Below are 19,784 nucleotides of genomic sequence, written 5' to 3' on the forward strand. Positions count from 1 at the left end.
CTGCGTAGAACCTGCAGGTGAGCCATTATCATCGAGTCGCCTCAAGGCTCTTGGCTTATAGCTTTTGTTTGCGGTTGGTATCAGCCAAACACACTATTGGAGTAAAGATATTGTCCAGACTCGCTGAATTTCGCGCAGCTGAAAAGGCCCTTCAGGAACAGCTCAAGCAGTTGGAATCGCTGAAGAACGATGCCGGGCTCAAGAAAGAAATCGAATTCGAAGAAAAGCTCCAGGGGCTGATGAAAAGCTACGGCAAAGGCTTGAAGGACATCATCGCCATTCTCGATCCGAATCCGGCAAAATCCGGCCTGCAAATCTCTGCAGCCCCGAAAACCCGCCGCGCTCGCGTGGTCAAGGTTTATCACAACCCACATACTGGCGAACTGATCGAAACCAAGGGCGGCAACCATCGCGGCCTGAAGGCCTGGAAGGAGCAATACGGTGCAGCCACCGTTGACTCCTGGTTGCGTGGTTAATTTCACGGCAACAAACAAGCCCCGCTTTATGCGGGGCTTTTTTTTGACAATATCTAACAAAAGCATCGAATTTCGCAGAGCAAGTTTGGATCTCCCTGTAACGCGCAGTTGACACCTGGCTAAACATTTTGCGCCCGGATGTTGCAGCGGCAACGATTACTCAACTTTATGCTTAATTCCTTGGAGTATCTAACCCCGCCACGCAGCGAACAGATGACTAAAGTTTCAGGCTGTTTCTAACCGCGACTATTTCGTCTGCGCTCGCCTTATAAGCCTCGGCCTGCCCAGCATAGGAAAGTACATAAGCCCTGTCGGCCTCGACCGCAGCGACCAACGTTTGTGACAACACATGCCGTCCGTTCTCTGTAATGGTGCAAGTGGTCTCCAGCGCCGACAACGAACCGAGCGACGCCGGGTGCACCTTGTTGCAGACGCTTTGATAGCCACCCCGGAAGAAGTCCTTCTGGATCGACTTGCGCATCTCCAACAGCACGCCTTGCAAATTGACCTGATGACCACTTTCAACTTGAGTCATGGTCAACTCCATGACCATGACCTGATTACCCTCGGCATCGTTTTTCACCGCTCGCTGCCGGGAAACCTGCGGTGCAGAATCGGTTAATGCCTCGACCTCCCAGCCTGCCGGCCAGGTGATGCTCGGCTCAGCCGCAGACGCGAATGCGCCGAGCACAAGCAAACCAAAGAAAACCAACAGGGATTTGAACAGTCGGATCATTGCCGGGCGCACTCACGAATTGAGCCGTAAAGTCTGAGCCCCGCCCGCGTTCAGGGCAAGCCTGCCCTTTCATTTGGCGATGCCGGCAGGCATGCGTATCATTACGTCCATTCACTCGCCCCATTTGTTACGGAGGGCTCATGAGCCTGCAAGAACTGAACACCTTCCCCGGCGTTACCGCCACGCCAGACAGCGCAACCCGCAATTTCGTGTTCAACCACACCATGTTGCGTGTGAAGGACATTACCAAGTCGCTGGATTTCTACACCCGCGTGCTGGGTTTCTCGCTGGTTGAGAAGCGCGACTTCCCGGAAGCCGAATTCAGCCTGTATTTCCTCGCTCTGGTCGACAAAGCGCAGATCCCGGCCGACGCTGCTGCCCGCACCGAGTGGATGAAGTCGATCCCGGGCATTCTGGAGCTGACTCACAACCACGGCACCGAAAACGATGCTGACTTTGCCTATCACAATGGCAACACCGACCCACGCGGCTTCGGCCACATCTGCATCTCGGTGCCGGACATCGTTGCCGCGTGTGCGCGTTTTGAAGAACTGGGCTGCGACTTCCAGAAGCGCCTGACCGATGGCCGCATGAAGAGCCTGGCGTTCATCAAGGACCCGGATGGCTACTGGGTCGAGATCATCCAGCCGGCGCCGATGTAACTGATAGCACTCCTACAATTGGATCTGTGTCAGGCATAAAAAAACCCATGATTGCTCATGGGTTTTTTCATTTCAGGCTTGGGGCTTACGCCGGCGCCGAAGTCCGGATCAGGTGATCGAAAGCACTCAGCGAAGCCTTGGCGCCCTCGCCCACCGCAATCACGATCTGCTTGTACGGCACAGTGGTCACGTCACCGGCAGCGAAGATGCCCGGGACCGAAGTCTCTCCACGGTTATCGACGATGATCTCGCCCCGCGGCGACAGCTCGATGGTGCCTTTGAGCCAGTCGGTATTAGGCAGCAAGCCGATCTGCACAAAAATCCCTTCCAGCTCGACGCTACGCAGCTCGTCGGTGTTGCGATCCTTGTAGCGCAAGCCGTTGACCTTCTCACCATTGCCGGTGACTTCAGTGGTTTGCGCACTGGTGATCACAGTCACGTTCGGCAGGCTGTGCAGTTTGCGCTGCAACACGGCGTCGGCACGCAGTTGCACATCGAACTCCAGCAGCGTGACGTGAGACACGATACCGGCCAAATCGATGGCTGCTTCAACGCCGGAGTTACCGCCGCCGATCACCGCGACGCGTTTGCCTTTGAACAGCGGGCCATCGCAGTGCGGGCAGTACGCCACGCCTTTGTTGCGGTATTCCTGCTCGCCCGGCACGTTCATCTCGCGCCAGCGCGCACCGGTCGCCAGAATCACGCTCTTGGCTTTGAGGGTCGCACCACTGGCGAAACGGACTTCATGCAGCTCGCCGTTTTTGCCCGGAATCAGTTTGTCGGCGCGTTGCAGGTTCATGATGTCGACGTCGTATTGCTTGACGTGTTCTTCCAGCGCCGTGGCCAGTTTCGGGCCTTCGGTTTCCTGCACGGAAATGAAGTTCTCGATGGCCATGGTATCCAGCACCTGACCGCCGAAACGCTCAGCCGCGACACCGGTGCGAATGCCTTTGCGCGCCGCATAGATAGCCGCCGAAGCACCGGCCGGGCCACCACCGACGACCAGCACGTCGAAGGCTTCTTTAGCGCTGATTTTTTCGGCCTGACGCTCGATGGCGCCAGTGTCGAGTTTGGCGAGAATTTCTTCCAGGCCCATGCGGCCCTGACCGAAGTTCTCACCATTCAAGTAGATGCTCGGCACAGCCATGATCTTGCGATCGTTGACTTCGTCCTGGAACAACGCACCGTCGATAGCGACGTGGCGGATGTTCGGATTGAGCACGGCCATCAGGTTCAGCGCCTGGACCACGTCCGGGCAGTTCTGGCAGGACAGCGAGAAGTACGTCTCGAAGCTGAACTGGCCTTTGAGCGAACGGATCTGCTCAATGACTTCAACACTGGCCTTCGAAGGGTGGCCGCCGACTTGCAGCAGGGCCAGCACCAGCGAAGTGAATTCGTGGCCCATCGGGATGCCGGCGAAGCGCAGACTGATGTCCGCACCCGGACGATTGATCGAGAACGATGGTTTGCGTGCATCGTCACCGCTGTCGATCAGAGTAATCTGGCTCGAAAGACTGGCAACGTCTTTCAGCAGTTCTAGCATTTCACGGGATTTCGCACCGTCGTCGAGAGAAGCAACGATCTCGATCCGCTGGGTGACCCGTTCCAGGTACGATTTCAACTGGGCTTTAAGATTGGCGTCCAACATACGGGCGATTTCCTTTATTTGAGGCGAAAAAAAGCCCGAGCGAATCTCGCCCGGGCTTTTCTATTGGGCGGTGCAGCTTACTTAAGTAGGTGCGGAGTTCCGCCCTGCGTTGCGTGTCACAGACTTAGATCTTGCCGACCAGGTCCAGGGACGGTGCCAGAGTGGCCTCGCCTTCTTTCCACTTGGCTGGGCAAACTTCGCCTGGGTGAGCAGCAACGTACTGAGCAGCCTTGATCTTGCGCAGCAGCTCGGAAGCGTCACGGCCAACGCCGCCATCGTTCAGTTCAACGATTTTGATCTGACCTTCCGGGTTGATCACGAAGGTGCCACGGTCAGCCAGACCGGCTTCTTCGATCAGCACGTCGAAGTTGCGGGAGATGACCTGAGTCGGGTCGCCGATCATGGTGTACTGGATTTTGCCGATGGCTGGCGAAGTGTTGTGCCAGGCAGCGTGGGCAAAGTGGGTGTCGGTGGAAACGCTATAGATTTCTACGCCCAGTTTCTGGAAGGCAGCGTAGTTGTCAGCCAGGTCTTCCAGTTCGGTTGGGCAGACGAAGGTGAAGTCGGCTGGGTAGAAGAACACGACCGACCACTTGCCTTTCAGGTCAGCGTCCGAGACTTGAACGAAGTCGCCGTTTTTGAACGCGGTAGCTTTGAACGGTTTTACCTGGCTGTTGATGATAGGCATTGATGACTCTCCGTCAGGGGTTAAGAAGTTGATGGGGTGAATCCTACCCACTCACTCGACGGATGGCTCATTGGCAAACCTGATGCTGCTGATTTGTTTTCGCTATTAGCTGACTGTATTAATAGAAGAAAACGTTATCTAGGCCGGTTTATCCGTAATCCGAGCCATTCCTTGAAAGGGGCTGGCTTCAACATAGCGCATTGCCGACTTCATATCCTTCCAACCAACGTAACTCATCAACGATTTCAGATCCCATCCACTCTGATGCGCCCAGGTGGCGAAACCACGACGCAGGGAATGACTGGTGTAACGGTCGGCAGCAATCCCCGCACGCTCCAGCGCCTGACGCAGTAACGGAATGATGCTGTTGGCGTGCAAGCCCTCCTCGCTCAGATTGCCCCAGCGGTCGATGCCACGAAACACCGGGCCGCGCACCAGTGCCGCTTCAGTGATCCAGTCGATGTAAGCCTGCACCGGGCACAACTTGAGAAGTGCCGGGGTCTGGTAGGTCTGGCCGAGGTTCTCTCTGTCACCCTTGCTGCGCGGCAGATACAACGTAATGCCGCTGCCGGCGTGCGCCTTTACATGCTCGATCTGTAATCTGCACAGCTCATCGCTACGAAAACCGCGCCAGAAGCCCAACAGAATCAGCGCACGGTCGCGATAAGCCTTGAGCAGTGCCGGACGATCCTGTTGCGCCTTCGCCACCTGCGCTTCCTGCTCCAGCCAGTCGATGACTCGCTCTAGATCCTGCAGTTGCAGGGGTTCTGCCTGCTTTTCCTGCGCCGGATGCAACGCACGAATGCCTTTGAACACCTTGCGCACCACCGGCGCCTTGGTGGGGTCGGCAAACCCCTGACTGTTATGCCACTGCGCCAATGCCGACAGGCGCAGCTTCAACGTGTTGATCGACAACACCCCCGCATGCTCGACCAGATAACGCGCGACGCTGTCAGCCGTGGCCGGCAGGAACCCACCCCAAGTGATTTCGAAATGCTCGATGGCTGCGCGATAACTGCGGCGGGTGTTGTCACGGGTGGCGGCTTGCAGATAGCGATCCAGATCGCTCATGGGCTGTTTTCTCGCTGGCGTACTGGTTCTGGGATGCAACAATGCATTTTGCCGCCTGACACGGGGTAATACCAGTATATCCCGCCCCTTTATTATCAAATATTTACCTTTATAACTGGCATGGTACACTGCGTACTTTAGTGGCATGTACCACAGTACGTAACCGTAGGAGTTCACATGGCCCGTGGCGGCATTACCAAAGCATTGGTTCAGATCGCGCGCACAGCGATCCTGGCCCGCGGCGAACACCCGAGCATCGATGCAGTACGCATTGAAATGGGCAATACCGGCTCGAAAACCACGATCCATCGCTATCTGAAAGAGCTGGATGACGGCGCTCAGCCGATCGAAGCTTCAGCCGAACCCATCGATGACGAGCTGACAGCGCTGGTTTCGCGCCTCGCCCAGCGCTTGAAGGAGCAGGCCCAAGAGCCCATCGAGCAGGCTCGCGAGCAGTTTGAGGAACAGCGCGACGCGCTCGAATCAGAGCTCAAGCAGGTGCGTCAGGCACTGGAACTACTGGAGCACCAGCACGACATTCAAGGCGCTGCGCTGGAGCGTGAATCCGAGGTGCTAAGCAACACCCGCTCGATGCTGCAGACTGAGCAAACCCGCAACGCCGGGCTGAATCAGGCGCTGGCCGATTTCGAATTGCGCTTGCAGGACAAGGACGAGCAGATCCGCTCGCTGGAAGAAAAACACCTGCACGCCCGTGATGCGCTGGAGCATTACCGCAACGCCACGAAAGAACAGCGCGAACAGGAACAGAGTCGCCACGAAGGGCAAGTGCAGCAATTGCAGGCGGAACTGCGTCAGGCGCAACAGAGTGCACTGGTACGACAGGATGAGATCACTCAGTTGCACCGCGACAACGAACGCCTGCTCACCGAAAACCGTGGTACCCAGCGCGAACTGAGCCTGATGCAGGATCAACTCAAGCAAAGCAATCAGCGTCAGGACCAACTGCTGGAGCAAGCGACCCGCGTCGACAGCGAGCGCACTCTCCTCCAGGAGCGTCTGCGCGTAGCAACACTGGAAAGCCAGACACTCAAACAGAGCGTCGAGGAGCAGACGCTACTCAATCAGTCACTGGAAAAGGATTTGACCAAGGCTCAGGCAAGCCTGGAAGACAGCCTGCGTCTGGCAGCTACCGTTGCGGCAGCGCCAGACTCAGCCAGACCGAAAGACGCTTAAGCGCCTACCGGCGTACGCAGGGTGACAAACTCTTCGGCGGCCGTCGGGTGCACCCCGATCGTGTCGTCGAAGTCGCGCTTGGTCGCGCCAGCCTTCAACGCAATCGCCAGGCCTTGCACGATCTCGCCGGCATCTGGACCGACCATGTGGCAACCCAGCACTTTGTCGGTCTTGCCGTCGACCACCAGCTTCATCAGCGTTTTCTCCTGGCACTCGGTCAGGGTCAGCTTCATCGGCCGGAAGCGGCTTTCGAAAATCACCACATCGTGACCCGCTTTGCGCGCCTCTTCTTCTGTCAAACCTACCGTGCCAATGTTCGGCAGACTGAACACCGCCGTCGGGATCATCTTGTAGTCCACTGGACGATATTGCTCGGGCTTGAACAGACGGCGCGCCACGGCCATACCTTCGGCCAACGCCACCGGCGTCAGTTGCACGCGACCGATCACGTCGCCCAGCGCCAGAATCGAAGGCTCACTGGTCTGGTATTGCTCGTCGACCTTGATGAAGCCCTTGTCATCTAGCTGCACGTCGGTGTTTTCCAGCCCCAGATTGTCCAGCATCGGACGGCGTCCAGTGGCGTAGAAAATGCAATCCGCTTCCAGCTCGCGGCCATCCTTGAGGGTGGCCTTCAAGCTGCCATCGGCCTGTTTGTCGATTCGTGCGATGTCGGCATTGAATTGCAGATCCATGCCACGCTTGGTCAGCTCTTCCTGCAAATGCTTGCGCACCGAACCGTCGAAACCGCGCAGGAACAGATCACCGCGATACAGCAGCGTGGTGTTAGCGCCAAGACCGTGGAAAATCCCGGCAAACTCCACCGCGATGTAACCGCCGCCGACCACCAGAACACGTTTCGGCAATTCTTTGAGAAAGAAAGCCTGATTGGAGCTGATCGCATGCTCGTGCCCCGGAATCTCCGGAATTTGCGGCCAGCCGCCGGTAGCGATCAGAATATTTTTCGCGGTGAAGCGTTCACCGTTGACCTCAACCTCGTGCGGGCCGACGATCTTCGCGTGTGCTTCGTGCAAGGTCACACCACTGTTGATCAGCAGATTGCGATAAATGCCGTTCAGACGATTGATCTCGCGATCCTTGTTGGCGATCAGCGTGGCCCAATCGAAATTCGCTTCGCCCAGGCTCCAGCCAAAACCTGCAGACTGCTCGAAGTCTTCGGCAAAGTGCGCGCCGTAGACCAACAGCTTTTTCGGCACACAGCCAACATTGACGCAGGTTCCGCCCAGATAACGGCTTTCAGCCACCGCCACTTTCGCGCCGAAACCGGCCGCAAACCGCGCAGCGCGCACACCGCCGGAACCGGCACCAATTACATAAAGGTCAAAATCGTAGGCCATTTCTATCTCCTCGGCAGGCGATCAGCATACCTGCAGATGCCCATTGAGCAAGCCTCTGCCGTTATGCCGATGACCAATGCCAAGGGTTCGAGCAGCAAGCTTTTGATCAGTGACATTCTGCGGACTGAGCCTTTGGTAACCGCAGCGTACGCCAGGCGATCAAAACCGCTATGAATGCCAAACCGAAAGCGACCCACGATACCAATGCAATTGCGCCTTCAAATGCACTTCCCGCCTGTTGCATTAACTGTTGCGCTTGATCCCCCGCCAACCCCGTCGCCACATGATGAGCGCCAGCCAGCGTTTCACTTGCCAGCATCGTCTGGGCATCGCTCAAAAACGCTGGAAGCTGCAAGTCTGCCCGATAGTGAGCCGTAACCAGGCCGCCAAGCAGGGTCGTCCCCAAAACGACTCCGACCTCATAGGCTGTTTCACTGATAGCGGAAGCTGCACCGGCCTTAGCTGGGGGCGCCGCCGACAAAATCACGTCATTGGAAACCGTAGCGATCGCGCCCACGCCGATATTCAGCAACGCGAACGCCGCAACCAGTACCGCAAGACTACTGCCCACGCTGGCCACGAGTAAAAACGCCGCAGCGGCGAAGGCGACCAGAATCGGTATCAGCACATGCACAGGCAGACGCTGAGCGACCGGGACGACCGCCATTCCAACCACAATCGCCATAATTTGACCCGGTACCAACGCCAGGCTCGCACTCAAAGGCGACATCTGCAGGACAATCTGCAAAAACTGAGTGGTGAAGAAAACAAAACCGACGAGGAACGCAAGACTCATCAAATTGATCAGAACAGACCCGCTGAAAGTCCCGTTGCGGAACAGAGTCATATCCATCAGCGGCACGGGAAGACGTAACTGGCGCCGGACAAACATCCAGCCCGCCAATACGCCGACCAGAAAGGCCCCCAGTACGACCCCGTCAAAACCCTCACTGGCGGCATGCTTGATGCCGTAAACGATGCCACCCAAGGCGGCCATCGACTGAAGAATGCTGATCGGATCCAACGGCCCAGATACATCACGCTCCGACTCAGGAAGCAATAGTGGACCCAACACCAACAGCGGAATCAGAACGGGGACCGCCAACAGAAAAATCGCGCCCCAATCAAAGAACTGCAACAACACTCCGCCCACCAAAGGCCCCAGAGCCGAACCGACGGTCAATGTCGTGGCCCAGATCGCGACAGCCAGCCTGCGCTCCTCTCGATCCTCAAACACCGAGCGTATCAATGCCAACGTGGAAGGCATCAGCATCGCCCCGAAAATCCCCATGCAGGCACGCCCGATAATCAACTGCAAGGCCGTCTCGGAATAGGCGGTCAGCACCGATACCACAGCAAATCCTAGCGAACCGATAAGCAGCAACTTGCGGTGCCCGACCCGATCTCCCAGACTTCCCATGGACACCAGTAGCCCGGCGAGAACCAATGAGTAGGCATCGATCATCCACAACTGCTGACTGGCAGTCGGACGCAACGCTTCTGCGATTTTGGGTAAGGCGAAACCCAGCACTGTGTTGTCAACGGTCACCAGCAGGACTGGCAACATTAATACGCCGAGGCCGAACCAGCGTTTTGATGTATTACTGCCGGTAGACTCATTTGTTAATGCCATGGATAAAGCTCCTTAGACAAAGATAATTTCACGGAGCATTTTTGATGACCCCGTGAAACTTTTTCCTACGCACTTCCCCGGCGTATATGGATTAGTTCAGCAGTGAAAACACGTGCTGACAATCGACTGCCCCCGAATTCAAACGGCGACCCAATGCATTTGAAACACCTTGCAGATCATTGCTAAATCCATCGTAATCTTGGCTACTAACACTCTCCATCAAGCGCCTCATTCCCTCTGCCAACGCCTCGCGCTGTTTGATGGCGTGGTCATTTTCCAGCTGAATATCCCAATAAACTTCGGGTGGATTCACCAATACGCGAGACAACAACGCCATCATGGTGCGCATAGGTGGCGGCATCACTTCCAGCGCGCTTTCAAGGTCCAGTGAGCACTTGGACAACGCAAGGCCAAAGCCAAGAATGGCGGCGTGAGGCAACGCCTGACAAAGCGCCATCAATTCGTCGTGGGCAACAGGCGTCATTCGCTTGATCTTCATTCCTGCGCCGAGCAGGTACTGCTCGATAAAGGTTGAAGGCGAATCCTCCTTATCCAAGCAAACAGCAACGGTACGCCCCTGAACGGAAAGCTTGGGTGAAAACATCGGGTTAATCCCGACAAAGGGCTGTTGAGGAGACTCATTCTTCAGAGCTCGGTAAAACGGATCCTGAACAGAACAGGTCGGAACAAATACAACATTGCTCGAAACAGCCCCAAGCACCCAAGGTATTGACCGAATCGCCACACTCTCAGGCAAAGCAAAAACAACCGCCGTCGCCCCTTCAAAAATGTATCCGGTATTATTGAACGGGCTGGTGACATCGACCTCATGAAAACCACTGGACTGTTCTGGAGGCCTACGATCTACCACGCGGACATTGCATCCGTATTGCATAAGTATGCGGGTGATGAGGGACCCCACCAGCCCCGCACCACCCAGCACGACTACCGTGTCGTTCATCACGCTTCGCTCCCTGCGATAAAACTGTAGTAAGGCACGCTAGCCTTTACCAATGTCTCTTCAAGTTCCTGTTGCGGATCAGAGTGTGCAACGATCGCGCCGCCAATACCAAAGGTCGCCTCGCCGTCCTGGACAACCGCTGTGCGTATGACAATGCTGAGCTCTGCAGCACCACTGAAAGATAACCATCCCAAAGCGCCAGAATAGATACCTCGTGCCGAGGATTCCAACACGTCAATGATTTCCATCGTGCGCTTCTTAGGTGCTCCGGTCATAGAGCCGCCCGGAAAACAGGCGCGAATTGCCTCCAGCGTTGCCACTTCAGATCTAAGGTGCCCGCGAACAGTGGATACCAGTTGATGTACCGACGAGAAGCTTTCGACCGAAAAAATCTCGGGAACATGTACGCTTCCTGGACGACACACCTGATTCAAGTCATGGCGGACCAGATCGACGATCATCAGGTTCTCGGCTCTGTCCTTAGATGAAGCCTGCAGTTCATCACGCAGCCTCTGGTCTTCAACAGGCAGCTTACTGCGCGGTCTGGTTCCTTTGATAGGCCGGGACTCGATCATCCCGCTGTCATCAATTCTAAGAAAAGTCTCCGGCGATGCACTGAGCACCGAGAACTGCGCAAATGAAAGATATGCCCCATAAGGTACGGGGCTGGCATGACGCATTCGCTTGTAAGCACTCAATGGAACACCGTCGTATGCCATTTTTGCGCGATTAGTCAGACAAATCTCGTAAGACTCGCCATCGGTAATGTACTGCAGCGACTGAGTGATCTTGGCAATGTAATCATCCGGTCCATCATCAAGTGAAAGCTTCAGTTGATCTACAGCCCCTGGAACGAACTTTTCACCAAAGAGGGCGGGCGTTTCTACAAGCTCGGCGATGCGAGGCAGCGCCGGCCAAACGCCCGCCTCTCCCGTGGCAGTGATCATGCACTGATAAGCTTTACCGTCCTGATGATCGAAGACCAGAAAGTGCGGCGCAAACATGAATGCCGCATCCGGATGACTCGACCGATAGATCTCTCCTCCCCCGGTCAGTGCTTTCAACTCATATCCTAGGTAACCGACAAAACCTCCCTTGAAACCAAATGGTAAGTACTGCGGAGTGGCGATCTGAACGGCTTCGAAAATTTGTGCAACCAAGGTGAAAAAGTCGCCTTTGATACTTTTTTTGCCTTTTGGCCCATCGAGTGTCAGGTATTCATCAGTGACATTGTAATCAAGCCTTATAGTGCCCTGCCCCTCCCCACTGCCCATGATCGAGTAACGAGCATTCGGTCTCTCCGACTTTTCGCTGTCCAGCCAGAACGCGAAACGGTCATTTGCATAAAGGGACGAAAATACCGCCTGGGGATCCAGGTTTTCGGGCAGCTCGCGGTACGCAAGCTGCATATTCAGCTCGCCCCCCACCGCGACATAGGCGCTTTTTGACGAAGCGCATTCCGTATCGGACTCCAGCCGACTTCTCACGCTGACATTGTGTTCAAGCGCCATGCGTATGAAGTTGCTCAGTAACGCATGCCCATATTCCGAATCTATGGACTCCGGGTGGAATTGTACGCCCCATATAGGCCGAGTGATGTGCTCGATTGCCATCACCACGCCTTCGGGCGTCCAGGCTGTGCATTGAAGCTCTAATGGCAAACTTGTGCACATCAACGAGTGGTACCTGACCACATCAAACTGCTCAGGCAAGTCCCGAAAAAGCCCTTTACCTGTATGCGTAATGGGGCTGCGATAGCCATGCACGGGACTTGGGGCATGCCCGACAGAACCGCCAAGGAATTGTGCAATACCCTGATGCCCTAGGCATATACCAAGTATCGGTACAGGAGAATGCAAAATGACGCTACCACAGACACCGAAATCCTCCTCTTCGGCGGGATGTCCGGGGCCCGGCGACAGCACCACAGCGTCATATCGTTCGATGCCCAGCTCGCTGTAGGAAACAGAGTTCTTTACGATGTCTGCAGATACCCCCGTTACCTCGAACAGATATTGGGCGATGTTATGGGTAAAGGAGTCGAAGTTATCAATCAACAGTATTTTCATGAGGACACGCTCTGGCTCAGACGCTGATTTATCAGCACGTCTTCCCGCACACACGTCTCCGCAATGATCAGATTGAATATCGATTCGGTGTATTCCGGCCTGAGCCCCGAAGCCAATGATCGTTCCTTGATCATATCGAGCACATAGGAAATTCGCCCGGGTTGCATCATCGCTATGCCATGTGCGGCTTTAAGCTCGGCAATATCCATGCACAATTTCATGCGCTCCGAAAGCAGATCAACCACCTGCAAATTTATCGAATCGAGCCTTTCTCGCAATGGTTGCAAAATGTTTGACGTTCCTGTCTGTGTTAACTGTCCATGTTGTTGCATACATGCACCTCCATTAGCCAATCTCTACAAGGTATACGACGGTCATATTCAGGCTGGTTCGCTGAGATTCGGTGCCCACGTCCCGTTTCGCGACAACTCTTGCAACGCAACCCCGAGCGATCTGATCTCTTGCTCACTGTGGTCAGCCGACACTGCAAATCGCAGCATTGCCTTACCTTTGGCGATGATCGGGTAAAAGACCGGGAACAGCAGCATGCCCTGATCGCGCAGGGCCCGTGCAGCCTGTAATCCGGCCTCTTCAGTTTCAAAGAAGGCCCCCCTGACTGGCGATTGGATGCCCGCATTGAGCAACTGGTGATCGGTGACAGAATCTAAAAGGCTGACGTTGTTCCAGAGGCGTCGTTGCAGCACCTCAATTTCATCAGTGAGATGAATTTGCGCCGAGGCAACATTCGCCGCGAGCATCGGCACCATAATGGAATGACCAAATATCAATGGGTTTGCTGAAGTTCGGATGATCTCGACATCCTGCGATTCCGAGACCACGACAAAACCACCTGCACCGCCGAAAGCCTTGGAAAGTGACCCGGCCAGAATAATATTTGCAGGCAACGAATGATCTACCGCAGAAAACGCATAACCCGCACCATGTCGGCCGACAATAGAAATACCGTGCGCATCGTCTACATATAGATATCCCTGCGCAGACTCTAATCGCCGGGAAAGTTCGGCAATGGGTACCAGACCACTCATTGATCCAATGCCATCAATCAAGAGCACTGGGGTTTCGCCCCTGTTCGAGCACGCTTTCAGCGTGTCGGTCAGCGACTCCAGGTCAGTCGATTCAACTCTGGAAACAGAACCGAATTGCTCAAGAATCCCCCTCAGAACTTGCATCGAAGCATGGGCAGTTCTGTCCATTAGCCAATGCACTCTCTTTCTGACAGGATAGCCCGCCAATGACCCACTGCCCAACAGAGGCAGAACACCTAGATGCACACTGCTGGTAGAGGTGAACACTGCAACCGCGCTACCTCTGTAAACCTGACCAAGCAGATCCTCCAAATGAGGCAGATAATGTGGACGCATCGCACTCCGAGAAGAGGACAGGTGCAGCCCGCATTTATTGAGTGCCCGTTGTGCAGCCTCAATCAGTGCAGGATGGGTTTCGAGCCCCAAATACGAGCACGACACAAATTCTGTGTACACACCTCCTTCCTGAAGGGTGATCTGCTTGCCGATACGACTCGTAACTGTAAAACCCGTCAGCCCTTCCTCATAGGCAGTTGTCAGTGCACCGGTGGTGTTGCCACGGCGAATGCTCATCCAGTCTTGCTTGACTTGCACATCCATTGCTTAAGCTCCTTTCCAAATTCACTTGGACTTGCGGCCGATAGTCATTACCGAGCTGCCCGACGCATCAGACTCGTCCTTGTCAATCACTGTTTGTATCTCTGCCAGATGAGCGCGCCTGAACAGTTCTCGCAACGCTTCGGCCTGATCTTCGCCGTGCTCCATCACAAGCCAGCCATCGCGAACGAGCAATCGGTCGGCGAGAGCAATAATCTGCCGAATCAACTCAAGACCATCGGACCCGGAATAAACAGACGTATGAGGATGGTGCTCACCCCATTCGGGCAGCAACTCCTGGGCCTGCGGAACGTAGGGAGGATTGGCGACAATAAGGTCGATCTGCTGATCGAATTGCGCAAACGCCTTTCCGTCGCGAATATCTGCCTGCAGGTGGTCTGCGTGTACGCCCTTGAACGACAAGCGATCAATATTGCGTTTGAGATACTGGATGGCTATCGGATCAAACTCTACGCAAGTGACGTCGAGATCAGGTCTGCGCCGGGCAATCGCCAGACCGATGGCTCCGCTGCCCGCACACAGATCCAGAACCTTTGAGCCCGACTCCAGCGCTGCACTGCGCTCGATCCATTTGTGAATGACTCTGCTATGAGGTCGCGGGATGAACACCCCACTCCCGACGACAAGCGACAAATCGTCAAAGTCCACCTTGCCGACAATATGTCCGAGCGGAATCCGGTTGCAGCGCTCTTTGACCGCCAACATGAACTCCTCCAGTGCCAAACTTTTATCCGCGCGCTCGATAAAGCGATCCACAAGACAACTCAGGTCTTCTTCCAGACTCCAGACGCCGGACTTTTGCAGCAGCTCTCGTGCCTGGTCAATAGCGAGGAATTCACGTTCAGTAAGACTCATGTCCACTCCCGGTAATATTGGGAGAGTTTATTCAGGATTGACTCGTATAGATAAGAAAACGCTACCAACTCCGGTGGCGGAGTAAACGACGGGTGCAAATCATCTATCAACTTTTGATAGTTGCGCGACAACCCCTCATCCAGCAGTGGAAACCAATAAGGCTTTATATCCCAGCGATACTCATAGCCCGTGGCAAACATCTGTTGCACGGTTTCTTTAACAGTATTTTCGCGGGCAAATCCGGCCAGCGGAGCGCGCACTGGCGTAAACGGACTAAGATCAAGACTATTACTTTTCATGCCAGTCAAACAGTCAGCTATATAGCCTGCCAATAACGGCGACTGATGCAACCCGTCCCGATAAGTGCCTGTTGCGAGCCAAAGCCCCTCTATACCGCACTCACCTATCAATGGGAATCCGTCTGCCGGAATGGGCCTGTTGCCGACCTGAATGGAAATGACTTCTGCTCCATGGAGATCCAGACTCAACTGATCGACAGCGCAATCAAGTAAGAACTGCACATCCGAAATCAGTGCGTGCTTCTTAGGCTGCTCGGAAATAATATTGGTCGCCCCAAGGTAAAGAATTCCATCACCACGGGGGACGCAGTGCAGGCCGCAGGCAAATGCACGGTTCGGGGTACGAATGACGGAGTTAGGCAGATCGCCCCCCTCCGGCATTTTCACCAATATGGACACGCCATACCCACTGAACAATGGTGGAATCCTCTTAACCACCTCGTCAAAGTGACTCAGCAGATCCAGAGAGTGAACGCCCGCAGCGACGATGACTTTTCGTGCCCAAAGTACCTCCCCACTGCCCAACTCCACGCCAGTGACTACACCGCCCTCTGCCAGCACTCGCTCGGCATTCTCATTCTTCAGAGTGCCCCCCTCAGCGACAAATGCAGCATCCAGTTTTTCCAGTAACAGGTGGGAATTCACTGAATGTTCGTTCGGAATGTACAACCCTCGTAGAGGACGAACGAGATGATTCGGCTTAAGCCACTCCATTTTACGTGGATCGATGACTTCGAAGGGTTCGCCATACTCAGTCAACGTGCTCTCGATGGTGTCGTAGTTGACGCTATCGACTTCGTCCATGCCCGCCGTATTGAGCAAAACGTGAGTCCCCATTGCAGTGAACAGGGATGTCGTATTACCAGAAGAAACGGCCAAACGTTCCGCCCAGCTTGGCCATAGTTGCTGGGCTTGACGATCCATATCCAGCTTCAGCCGGCCAAAATCACTCGCAAGCAACCCACTGGTAACCTCACCAAAGCAACCGTTCATTGCCCCGGCAGCCCTCGATGCTGCATTCGCACGATCGGTTTCGCCGACCCGACAGACTTTTAAACCTCGCGATGACAACTCATACGCGATTGAACCACCCACAGCACCCGCCCCTACAACAATGACGTCGAACTCCATGTTTTGACCTCAAAATATTACTTACGGCTTAAGAGAATTGAATTCCCACCTTTTAAAAACAAAACATTTCTATAGTTTCGTTACATACCAGCTCAACAGCGTATTTGTTTCATATTGTATCTTTGAAATAATTTCACATACTCATCTAAAAAAAAAACCAGCAAAGCCTAACAAATACGACGACTAACCAATCGGTTAATCATCGATAACTTAAATAAATATTTTTTCGACCGCACACCAAACTTAAATGTTAAGTTACAAAATATCGTTTTTTTCGGAAAAACCACTAACGCTGGCCGAACTTAGATATGGAAAAGACTGGAGACTAATTTTCCTTCTTGCACAAACGCAAACGCCCCGAACAAGTCGGGGCGTTTGTTTTTTGCGTCACACGAGCCGAGCCGTGTGACATACCTACAAACCAATCAAGCGCTATCAGTAAGCCTTGCCAGTCTTGTAGAAGTTTTCGAAGCAGAAGTTGGTCGCGTCGATGTAGCCTTCAGCGCCACCGCAGTCGAAACGCTTGCCTTTGAACTTGTAAGCCATCACGCAGCCGTTCTGGGCTTGCTTCATCAGGGCGTCGGTGATCTGGATTTCGCCGCCCTTGCCTGGCTCGGTCTGTTCGATCAGGTCGAAGATATCCGGGGTCAGGATGTAACGACCGATGATGGCCAGGTTCGACGGCGCATCTTCCGGCTTTGGCTTCTCGACCATGCTGTGAACACGGTAGATGTCGTCGCGGATCATTTCGCCAGCGATGACGCCGTACTTGCTGGTTTCCTGAGGGTCGACTTCCTGAATGGCGATGATCGAGCAGCGGAACTGCTTGTACAGTTTGACCATCTGGGTCAGTACGCCATCGCCTTCCAGGTTGACGCACAGGTCGTCCGCCAGCACCACGGCGAACGGTTCGTCACCGATCAGCGGGCGACCGGTCAGAATCGCGTGGCCCAGACCTTTCATTTCGGTCTGACGGGTGTAGGAGAAGGAGCACTCATCCAGCAGTTTGCGGATGCCAACCAGGTATTTCTCCTTGTCGGTGCCCTTGATCTGGTTTTCCAGCTCGTAGCTGATGTCGAAGTGGTCTTCCAGAGCACGCTTGCCACGACCGGTGACGATGGAAATTTCCGTCAGGCCAGCGTCAAGCGCTTCTTCAACGCCGTACTGGATCAGTGGCTTGTTTACCACCGGCAGCATTTCTTTGGGCATGGCTTTAGTCGCTGGCAGGAAGCGAGTACCGTAACCGGCTGCTGGGAACAAGCATTTCTTGATCATATAAGTCCTTGAAAGGGCTGTGTGTACGAGTTTCGGCGCAGTCTAATCAGGCGGCGTGCACCTTACAATGCCCCGCACTGGCTAACCGATGCCAACATAGAGAAATATTCTCGCTGATAGTTCCATCGGCAATTTTGCGTAACCCGATCAGCGTAGCTCAAAGATGCCGGCAAGCAGCCCCACCATACGCTCATCGTCCCCCAATGTGAGCATTTGCCGGTATCATGGCGACTTTGAACCAGCGAACGAGACAGACTAGATGGCCGCGGTAAAAATCATCAACGGGTACGTGATCGACAAGAAAGACGGCAAGTGGACACTGACCACTACCAATGGCGAGCACATCGCCGGTCCTTTCGACAGCGAGCAGATGGCGACTGATGTAGCGTCGGTGTTCACGGACACGCCAGCATCGGCCAAACGTCGTGGCAAAGATCAGGACTGATCAACTGCGGCGCGTGCCAAGCCCTGCCCTTGAGCAGGGCTTTTTTTGTGCTCAGGTACAAACAAGTGGCCAATCGCTATAACCTTTTCACCGCGGCGCTGTCAGAGCGTCTAGTCCCCCCCTCGCTGAAGACGACAAATATGAACATGAACAAATTTTTGCCATTGATTGCGGTACTGGCGTTAGGCGGCTGTGCCACTTCAGAGCCGACCACTCTGAACAACGGCGAACAGGGCCTGACCATCGACTGCTCCGGTGAAGCCAACTCCTGGGCCACCTGCTATGAGAAGGCAGACGCTTCGTGTGCCGGCACCGGTTATCGCATCGTTGGCACTGACGGAACACCCGCGCCGAAGGAAAGCGACAAGACCCTGGGGGTCGACGTCGGCAACTACAAGAACCGCAGCGTGGTCGTCGTCTGCAAGTAGACCTACATGTGGATTTCGGCGAACTTGATCCCGAGGCCGCGCACAACCTCAATGAGATCGTCGAGTCTGCTGAAGGACTCGACTTCGTCGTTTTCGTCCACCAGAAAGTAGCTGCGGCCGGCGCTTTTCTTGAAAAACACGATCCACTCGCCCGGATTTGCCGGGTTCTGGATAACGTGTGTGGCAGAGATCAGACCCTCTACATGGCGTTCCCGTACTTGCTCTCGCTTCATCGCGACTCCAGAAATGAAAATGCCGTCACAGCCTGGCTGCGACGGCATTGATGCTGATGACCAATAGTCTATCAGCCGGAAATGCACGCATTGGCAGCGTTACGTACATCGCGCGGGCGCACGGGCACATTTGACATGCGTTCATGCAGCTTGATGCTGCTGCCTCCCGAGCGGTCTTCGATATCGAACACGGCGGCCGGGCCGGAAGATAGTTTCCCCGGCACGATGACCCTGACGCCATCCTTGAACGGCTGCATTTGCAACGCACCGCGGCTTTCCGCCAGTTTCTCTGTCAGGCACTGAGCGTATTCATGGGGCTTCTTGCCGGAGATTACGCTCACGGTCGGTAGCGTTTCATTGATTTCGGAAACGCTCGCACAACCACCCACAGCCAAAACCAACGGCAGACACACCACACCCCACTTCATACAAAACCTCCGTTAAAGACCGTCCGACAGCACAAATGCCGTTTTTCTCCGGGGCCTTCTGCATTTAACCCGCATCCAATCGCGAATATCTGTTCAAAATTGTCAAACCAACGCCCGACGGCCAGATAATAACCCGTGCGGGCTGATAAACTGCGCGCAATTACAAGCTATCGTTTTGATTTAGTAGAAAAAGCCCTTCTGGAGGCGCCCATGAAATTCATTCACCAGCGCGAGCACCTCAACGAAGACGACATCGTCGTCATCCAGTGCTCGCAAACCTGCAACATCCGTTTGATGAGCGACGCCAACTTCCGCAGCTTCAAAAATGGCGGTCGTCACTCTTACCACGGCGGCGCTTTCGACACGTTCCCGGCGCGCATCACCGCACCGAGCACCGGTTTCTGGAACATCACTATCGACACCGTCACCACCCGCGCAATCAGCGTTACACGCAAACCGACGCTGACGCATTCGATCAAGATCATCCGCCGCTCCAGCTCCAAACTCAGCTGAGCCGCCCCGCCCACACAGAC

The 19,784-nt window shown here is 54.8% G+C and carries 21 protein-coding genes; 6 read left to right on the top strand and 15 right to left on the bottom strand.

Going from position 1 to position 19,784, the window contains the following annotated elements; translation table 11 throughout:
• Window positions 1-110: 110 nt before the first annotated feature.
• Complete coding sequence (locus tag CKW18_RS02120) at window positions 111-476, top strand: histone-like nucleoid-structuring protein, MvaT/MvaU family (RefSeq protein WP_095187240.1); 366 nt, start codon at window positions 111-113, stop codon at window positions 474-476.
• 217 nt (window positions 477-693) lie between these two features.
• Here the strand turns inward: CKW18_RS02120 and CKW18_RS02125 are convergent, their stop codons facing one another.
• Window positions 694-1,212 (bottom strand): DUF4946 domain-containing protein, encoded by a 519-nt coding sequence (locus CKW18_RS02125; RefSeq protein WP_095187241.1) that lies wholly within the window; start codon window positions 1,210-1,212, stop codon window positions 694-696.
• Window positions 1,213-1,352: 140 nt separating this feature from the next.
• On the opposite strand from CKW18_RS02125, the gene gloA reads away from it, so the two are divergent.
• Window positions 1,353-1,874 carry a lactoylglutathione lyase gene (gene gloA, locus CKW18_RS02130; RefSeq protein WP_095187242.1) on the top strand — a complete coding sequence of 174 codons (522 nt, stop codon included), beginning with the start codon at window positions 1,353-1,355 and terminating at the stop codon, window positions 1,872-1,874.
• A gap of 85 nt (window positions 1,875-1,959) precedes the next feature.
• Here the strand turns inward: gloA and ahpF are convergent, their stop codons facing one another.
• The 3 genes from ahpF to CKW18_RS02145 form a co-directional block, all read right to left on the bottom strand.
• Complete coding sequence (ahpF, locus tag CKW18_RS02135; protein WP_095187243.1) at window positions 1,960-3,522, bottom strand: alkyl hydroperoxide reductase subunit F; 1,563 nt, start codon at window positions 3,520-3,522, stop codon at window positions 1,960-1,962.
• Between the two features lie 124 nt (window positions 3,523-3,646).
• On the bottom strand, window positions 3,647-4,210 hold the full coding sequence (gene ahpC / locus CKW18_RS02140) for an alkyl hydroperoxide reductase subunit C (RefSeq protein WP_007958941.1): 564 nt from the start codon (window positions 4,208-4,210) through the stop codon (window positions 3,647-3,649).
• Between the two features lie 138 nt (window positions 4,211-4,348).
• Entirely contained in the window at window positions 4,349-5,281 is a 933-nt protein-coding gene (locus CKW18_RS02145; RefSeq protein ID WP_095187244.1) for a site-specific integrase, read from the bottom strand.
• Between the two features lie 177 nt (window positions 5,282-5,458).
• On the opposite strand from CKW18_RS02145, the gene CKW18_RS02150 reads away from it, so the two are divergent.
• Window positions 5,459-6,475, top strand: a complete 1,017-nt coding sequence (locus tag CKW18_RS02150; protein ID WP_095187245.1) for a DNA-binding protein — start codon at window positions 5,459-5,461, stop codon at window positions 6,473-6,475.
• Here CKW18_RS02150 and gorA read toward each other — a convergent pair.
• The 9 genes from gorA to galU all read right to left on the bottom strand — a co-directional run bounded on the left by gorA (window position 6,472) and on the right by galU (window position 17,717).
• A complete protein-coding gene (gene gorA / locus CKW18_RS02155) occupies window positions 6,472-7,830 on the bottom strand; it encodes a glutathione-disulfide reductase (protein ID WP_095187246.1) in 1,359 nt (452 codons plus the stop codon). The genes CKW18_RS02150 and gorA overlap by 4 nt on opposite strands.
• A 106-nt stretch (window positions 7,831-7,936) precedes the next feature.
• Window positions 7,937-9,463 carry an MFS transporter gene (locus CKW18_RS02160; RefSeq protein ID WP_095187247.1) on the bottom strand — a complete coding sequence of 509 codons (1,527 nt, stop codon included), beginning with the start codon at window positions 9,461-9,463 and terminating at the stop codon, window positions 7,937-7,939.
• 91 nt (window positions 9,464-9,554) lie between these two features.
• Window positions 9,555-10,424 carry a prephenate dehydrogenase dimerization domain-containing protein gene (locus CKW18_RS02165; RefSeq protein WP_095187248.1) on the bottom strand — a complete coding sequence of 290 codons (870 nt, stop codon included), beginning with the start codon at window positions 10,422-10,424 and terminating at the stop codon, window positions 9,555-9,557.
• Complete coding sequence (gene pabB, locus CKW18_RS02170) at window positions 10,424-12,493, bottom strand: aminodeoxychorismate synthase component I (protein WP_095187249.1); 2,070 nt, start codon at window positions 12,491-12,493, stop codon at window positions 10,424-10,426. The genes CKW18_RS02165 and pabB overlap by 1 nt, the downstream gene beginning before the upstream one ends.
• A complete protein-coding gene (locus CKW18_RS02175; protein WP_095187250.1) occupies window positions 12,490-12,825 on the bottom strand; it encodes a chorismate mutase in 336 nt (111 codons plus the stop codon). Before CKW18_RS02175 ends, pabB begins: the two co-directional genes overlap by 4 nt.
• Before the next feature lie 48 nt (window positions 12,826-12,873).
• Complete coding sequence (locus tag CKW18_RS02180; protein ID WP_095187251.1) at window positions 12,874-14,139, bottom strand: aminotransferase class I/II-fold pyridoxal phosphate-dependent enzyme; 1,266 nt, start codon at window positions 14,137-14,139, stop codon at window positions 12,874-12,876.
• A 21-nt stretch (window positions 14,140-14,160) separates the two neighbouring features.
• Window positions 14,161-15,012 (bottom strand): HemK/PrmC family methyltransferase, encoded by an 852-nt coding sequence (locus CKW18_RS02185; RefSeq protein ID WP_095187252.1) that lies wholly within the window; start codon window positions 15,010-15,012, stop codon window positions 14,161-14,163.
• On the bottom strand, window positions 15,009-16,442 hold the full coding sequence (locus tag CKW18_RS02190) for an FAD-binding oxidoreductase (RefSeq protein WP_095187253.1): 1,434 nt from the start codon (window positions 16,440-16,442) through the stop codon (window positions 15,009-15,011). The genes CKW18_RS02185 and CKW18_RS02190 overlap by 4 nt, the downstream gene beginning before the upstream one ends.
• 435 nt (window positions 16,443-16,877) lie before the next feature.
• Window positions 16,878-17,717 (bottom strand): UTP--glucose-1-phosphate uridylyltransferase GalU, encoded by an 840-nt coding sequence (gene galU, locus CKW18_RS02195; RefSeq protein WP_095187254.1) that lies wholly within the window; start codon window positions 17,715-17,717, stop codon window positions 16,878-16,880.
• Between the two features lie 259 nt (window positions 17,718-17,976).
• Between galU and CKW18_RS02200 the strand changes: the two genes are divergently transcribed.
• The gene (locus CKW18_RS02200) at window positions 17,977-18,162 is read left to right on the top strand and encodes a hypothetical protein (protein ID WP_007912238.1); all 186 of its coding nucleotides are present in this window, start codon (window positions 17,977-17,979) and stop codon (window positions 18,160-18,162) included.
• 146 nt (window positions 18,163-18,308) lie between these two features.
• Window positions 18,309-18,590 (top strand): hypothetical protein, encoded by a 282-nt coding sequence (locus tag CKW18_RS02205; RefSeq protein WP_170947208.1) that lies wholly within the window; start codon window positions 18,309-18,311, stop codon window positions 18,588-18,590.
• Window positions 18,591-18,592: 2 nt separating this feature from the next.
• On the opposite strand, the gene CKW18_RS02210 is transcribed toward CKW18_RS02205, so the two are convergent.
• Entirely contained in the window at window positions 18,593-18,823 is a 231-nt protein-coding gene (locus CKW18_RS02210) for a hypothetical protein (protein ID WP_095187256.1), read from the bottom strand.
• Between the two features lie 71 nt (window positions 18,824-18,894).
• Window positions 18,895-19,251, bottom strand: a complete 357-nt coding sequence (locus CKW18_RS02215; protein ID WP_095187257.1) for a hypothetical protein — start codon at window positions 19,249-19,251, stop codon at window positions 18,895-18,897.
• A 210-nt stretch (window positions 19,252-19,461) separates the two neighbouring features.
• Here CKW18_RS02215 and CKW18_RS02220 point away from each other — a divergent pair, with 210 nt between their 5' ends.
• Window positions 19,462-19,764 (top strand): DUF1883 domain-containing protein, encoded by a 303-nt coding sequence (locus tag CKW18_RS02220; RefSeq protein WP_042559354.1) that lies wholly within the window; start codon window positions 19,462-19,464, stop codon window positions 19,762-19,764.
• The last annotated feature ends 20 nt before the right edge of the window (window positions 19,765-19,784 follow it).

The organism is Pseudomonas sp. Irchel 3E19, from assembly GCF_900187585.1.
GTDB lineage: Bacteria > Pseudomonadota > Gammaproteobacteria > Pseudomonadales > Pseudomonadaceae > Aquipseudomonas > Aquipseudomonas baetica.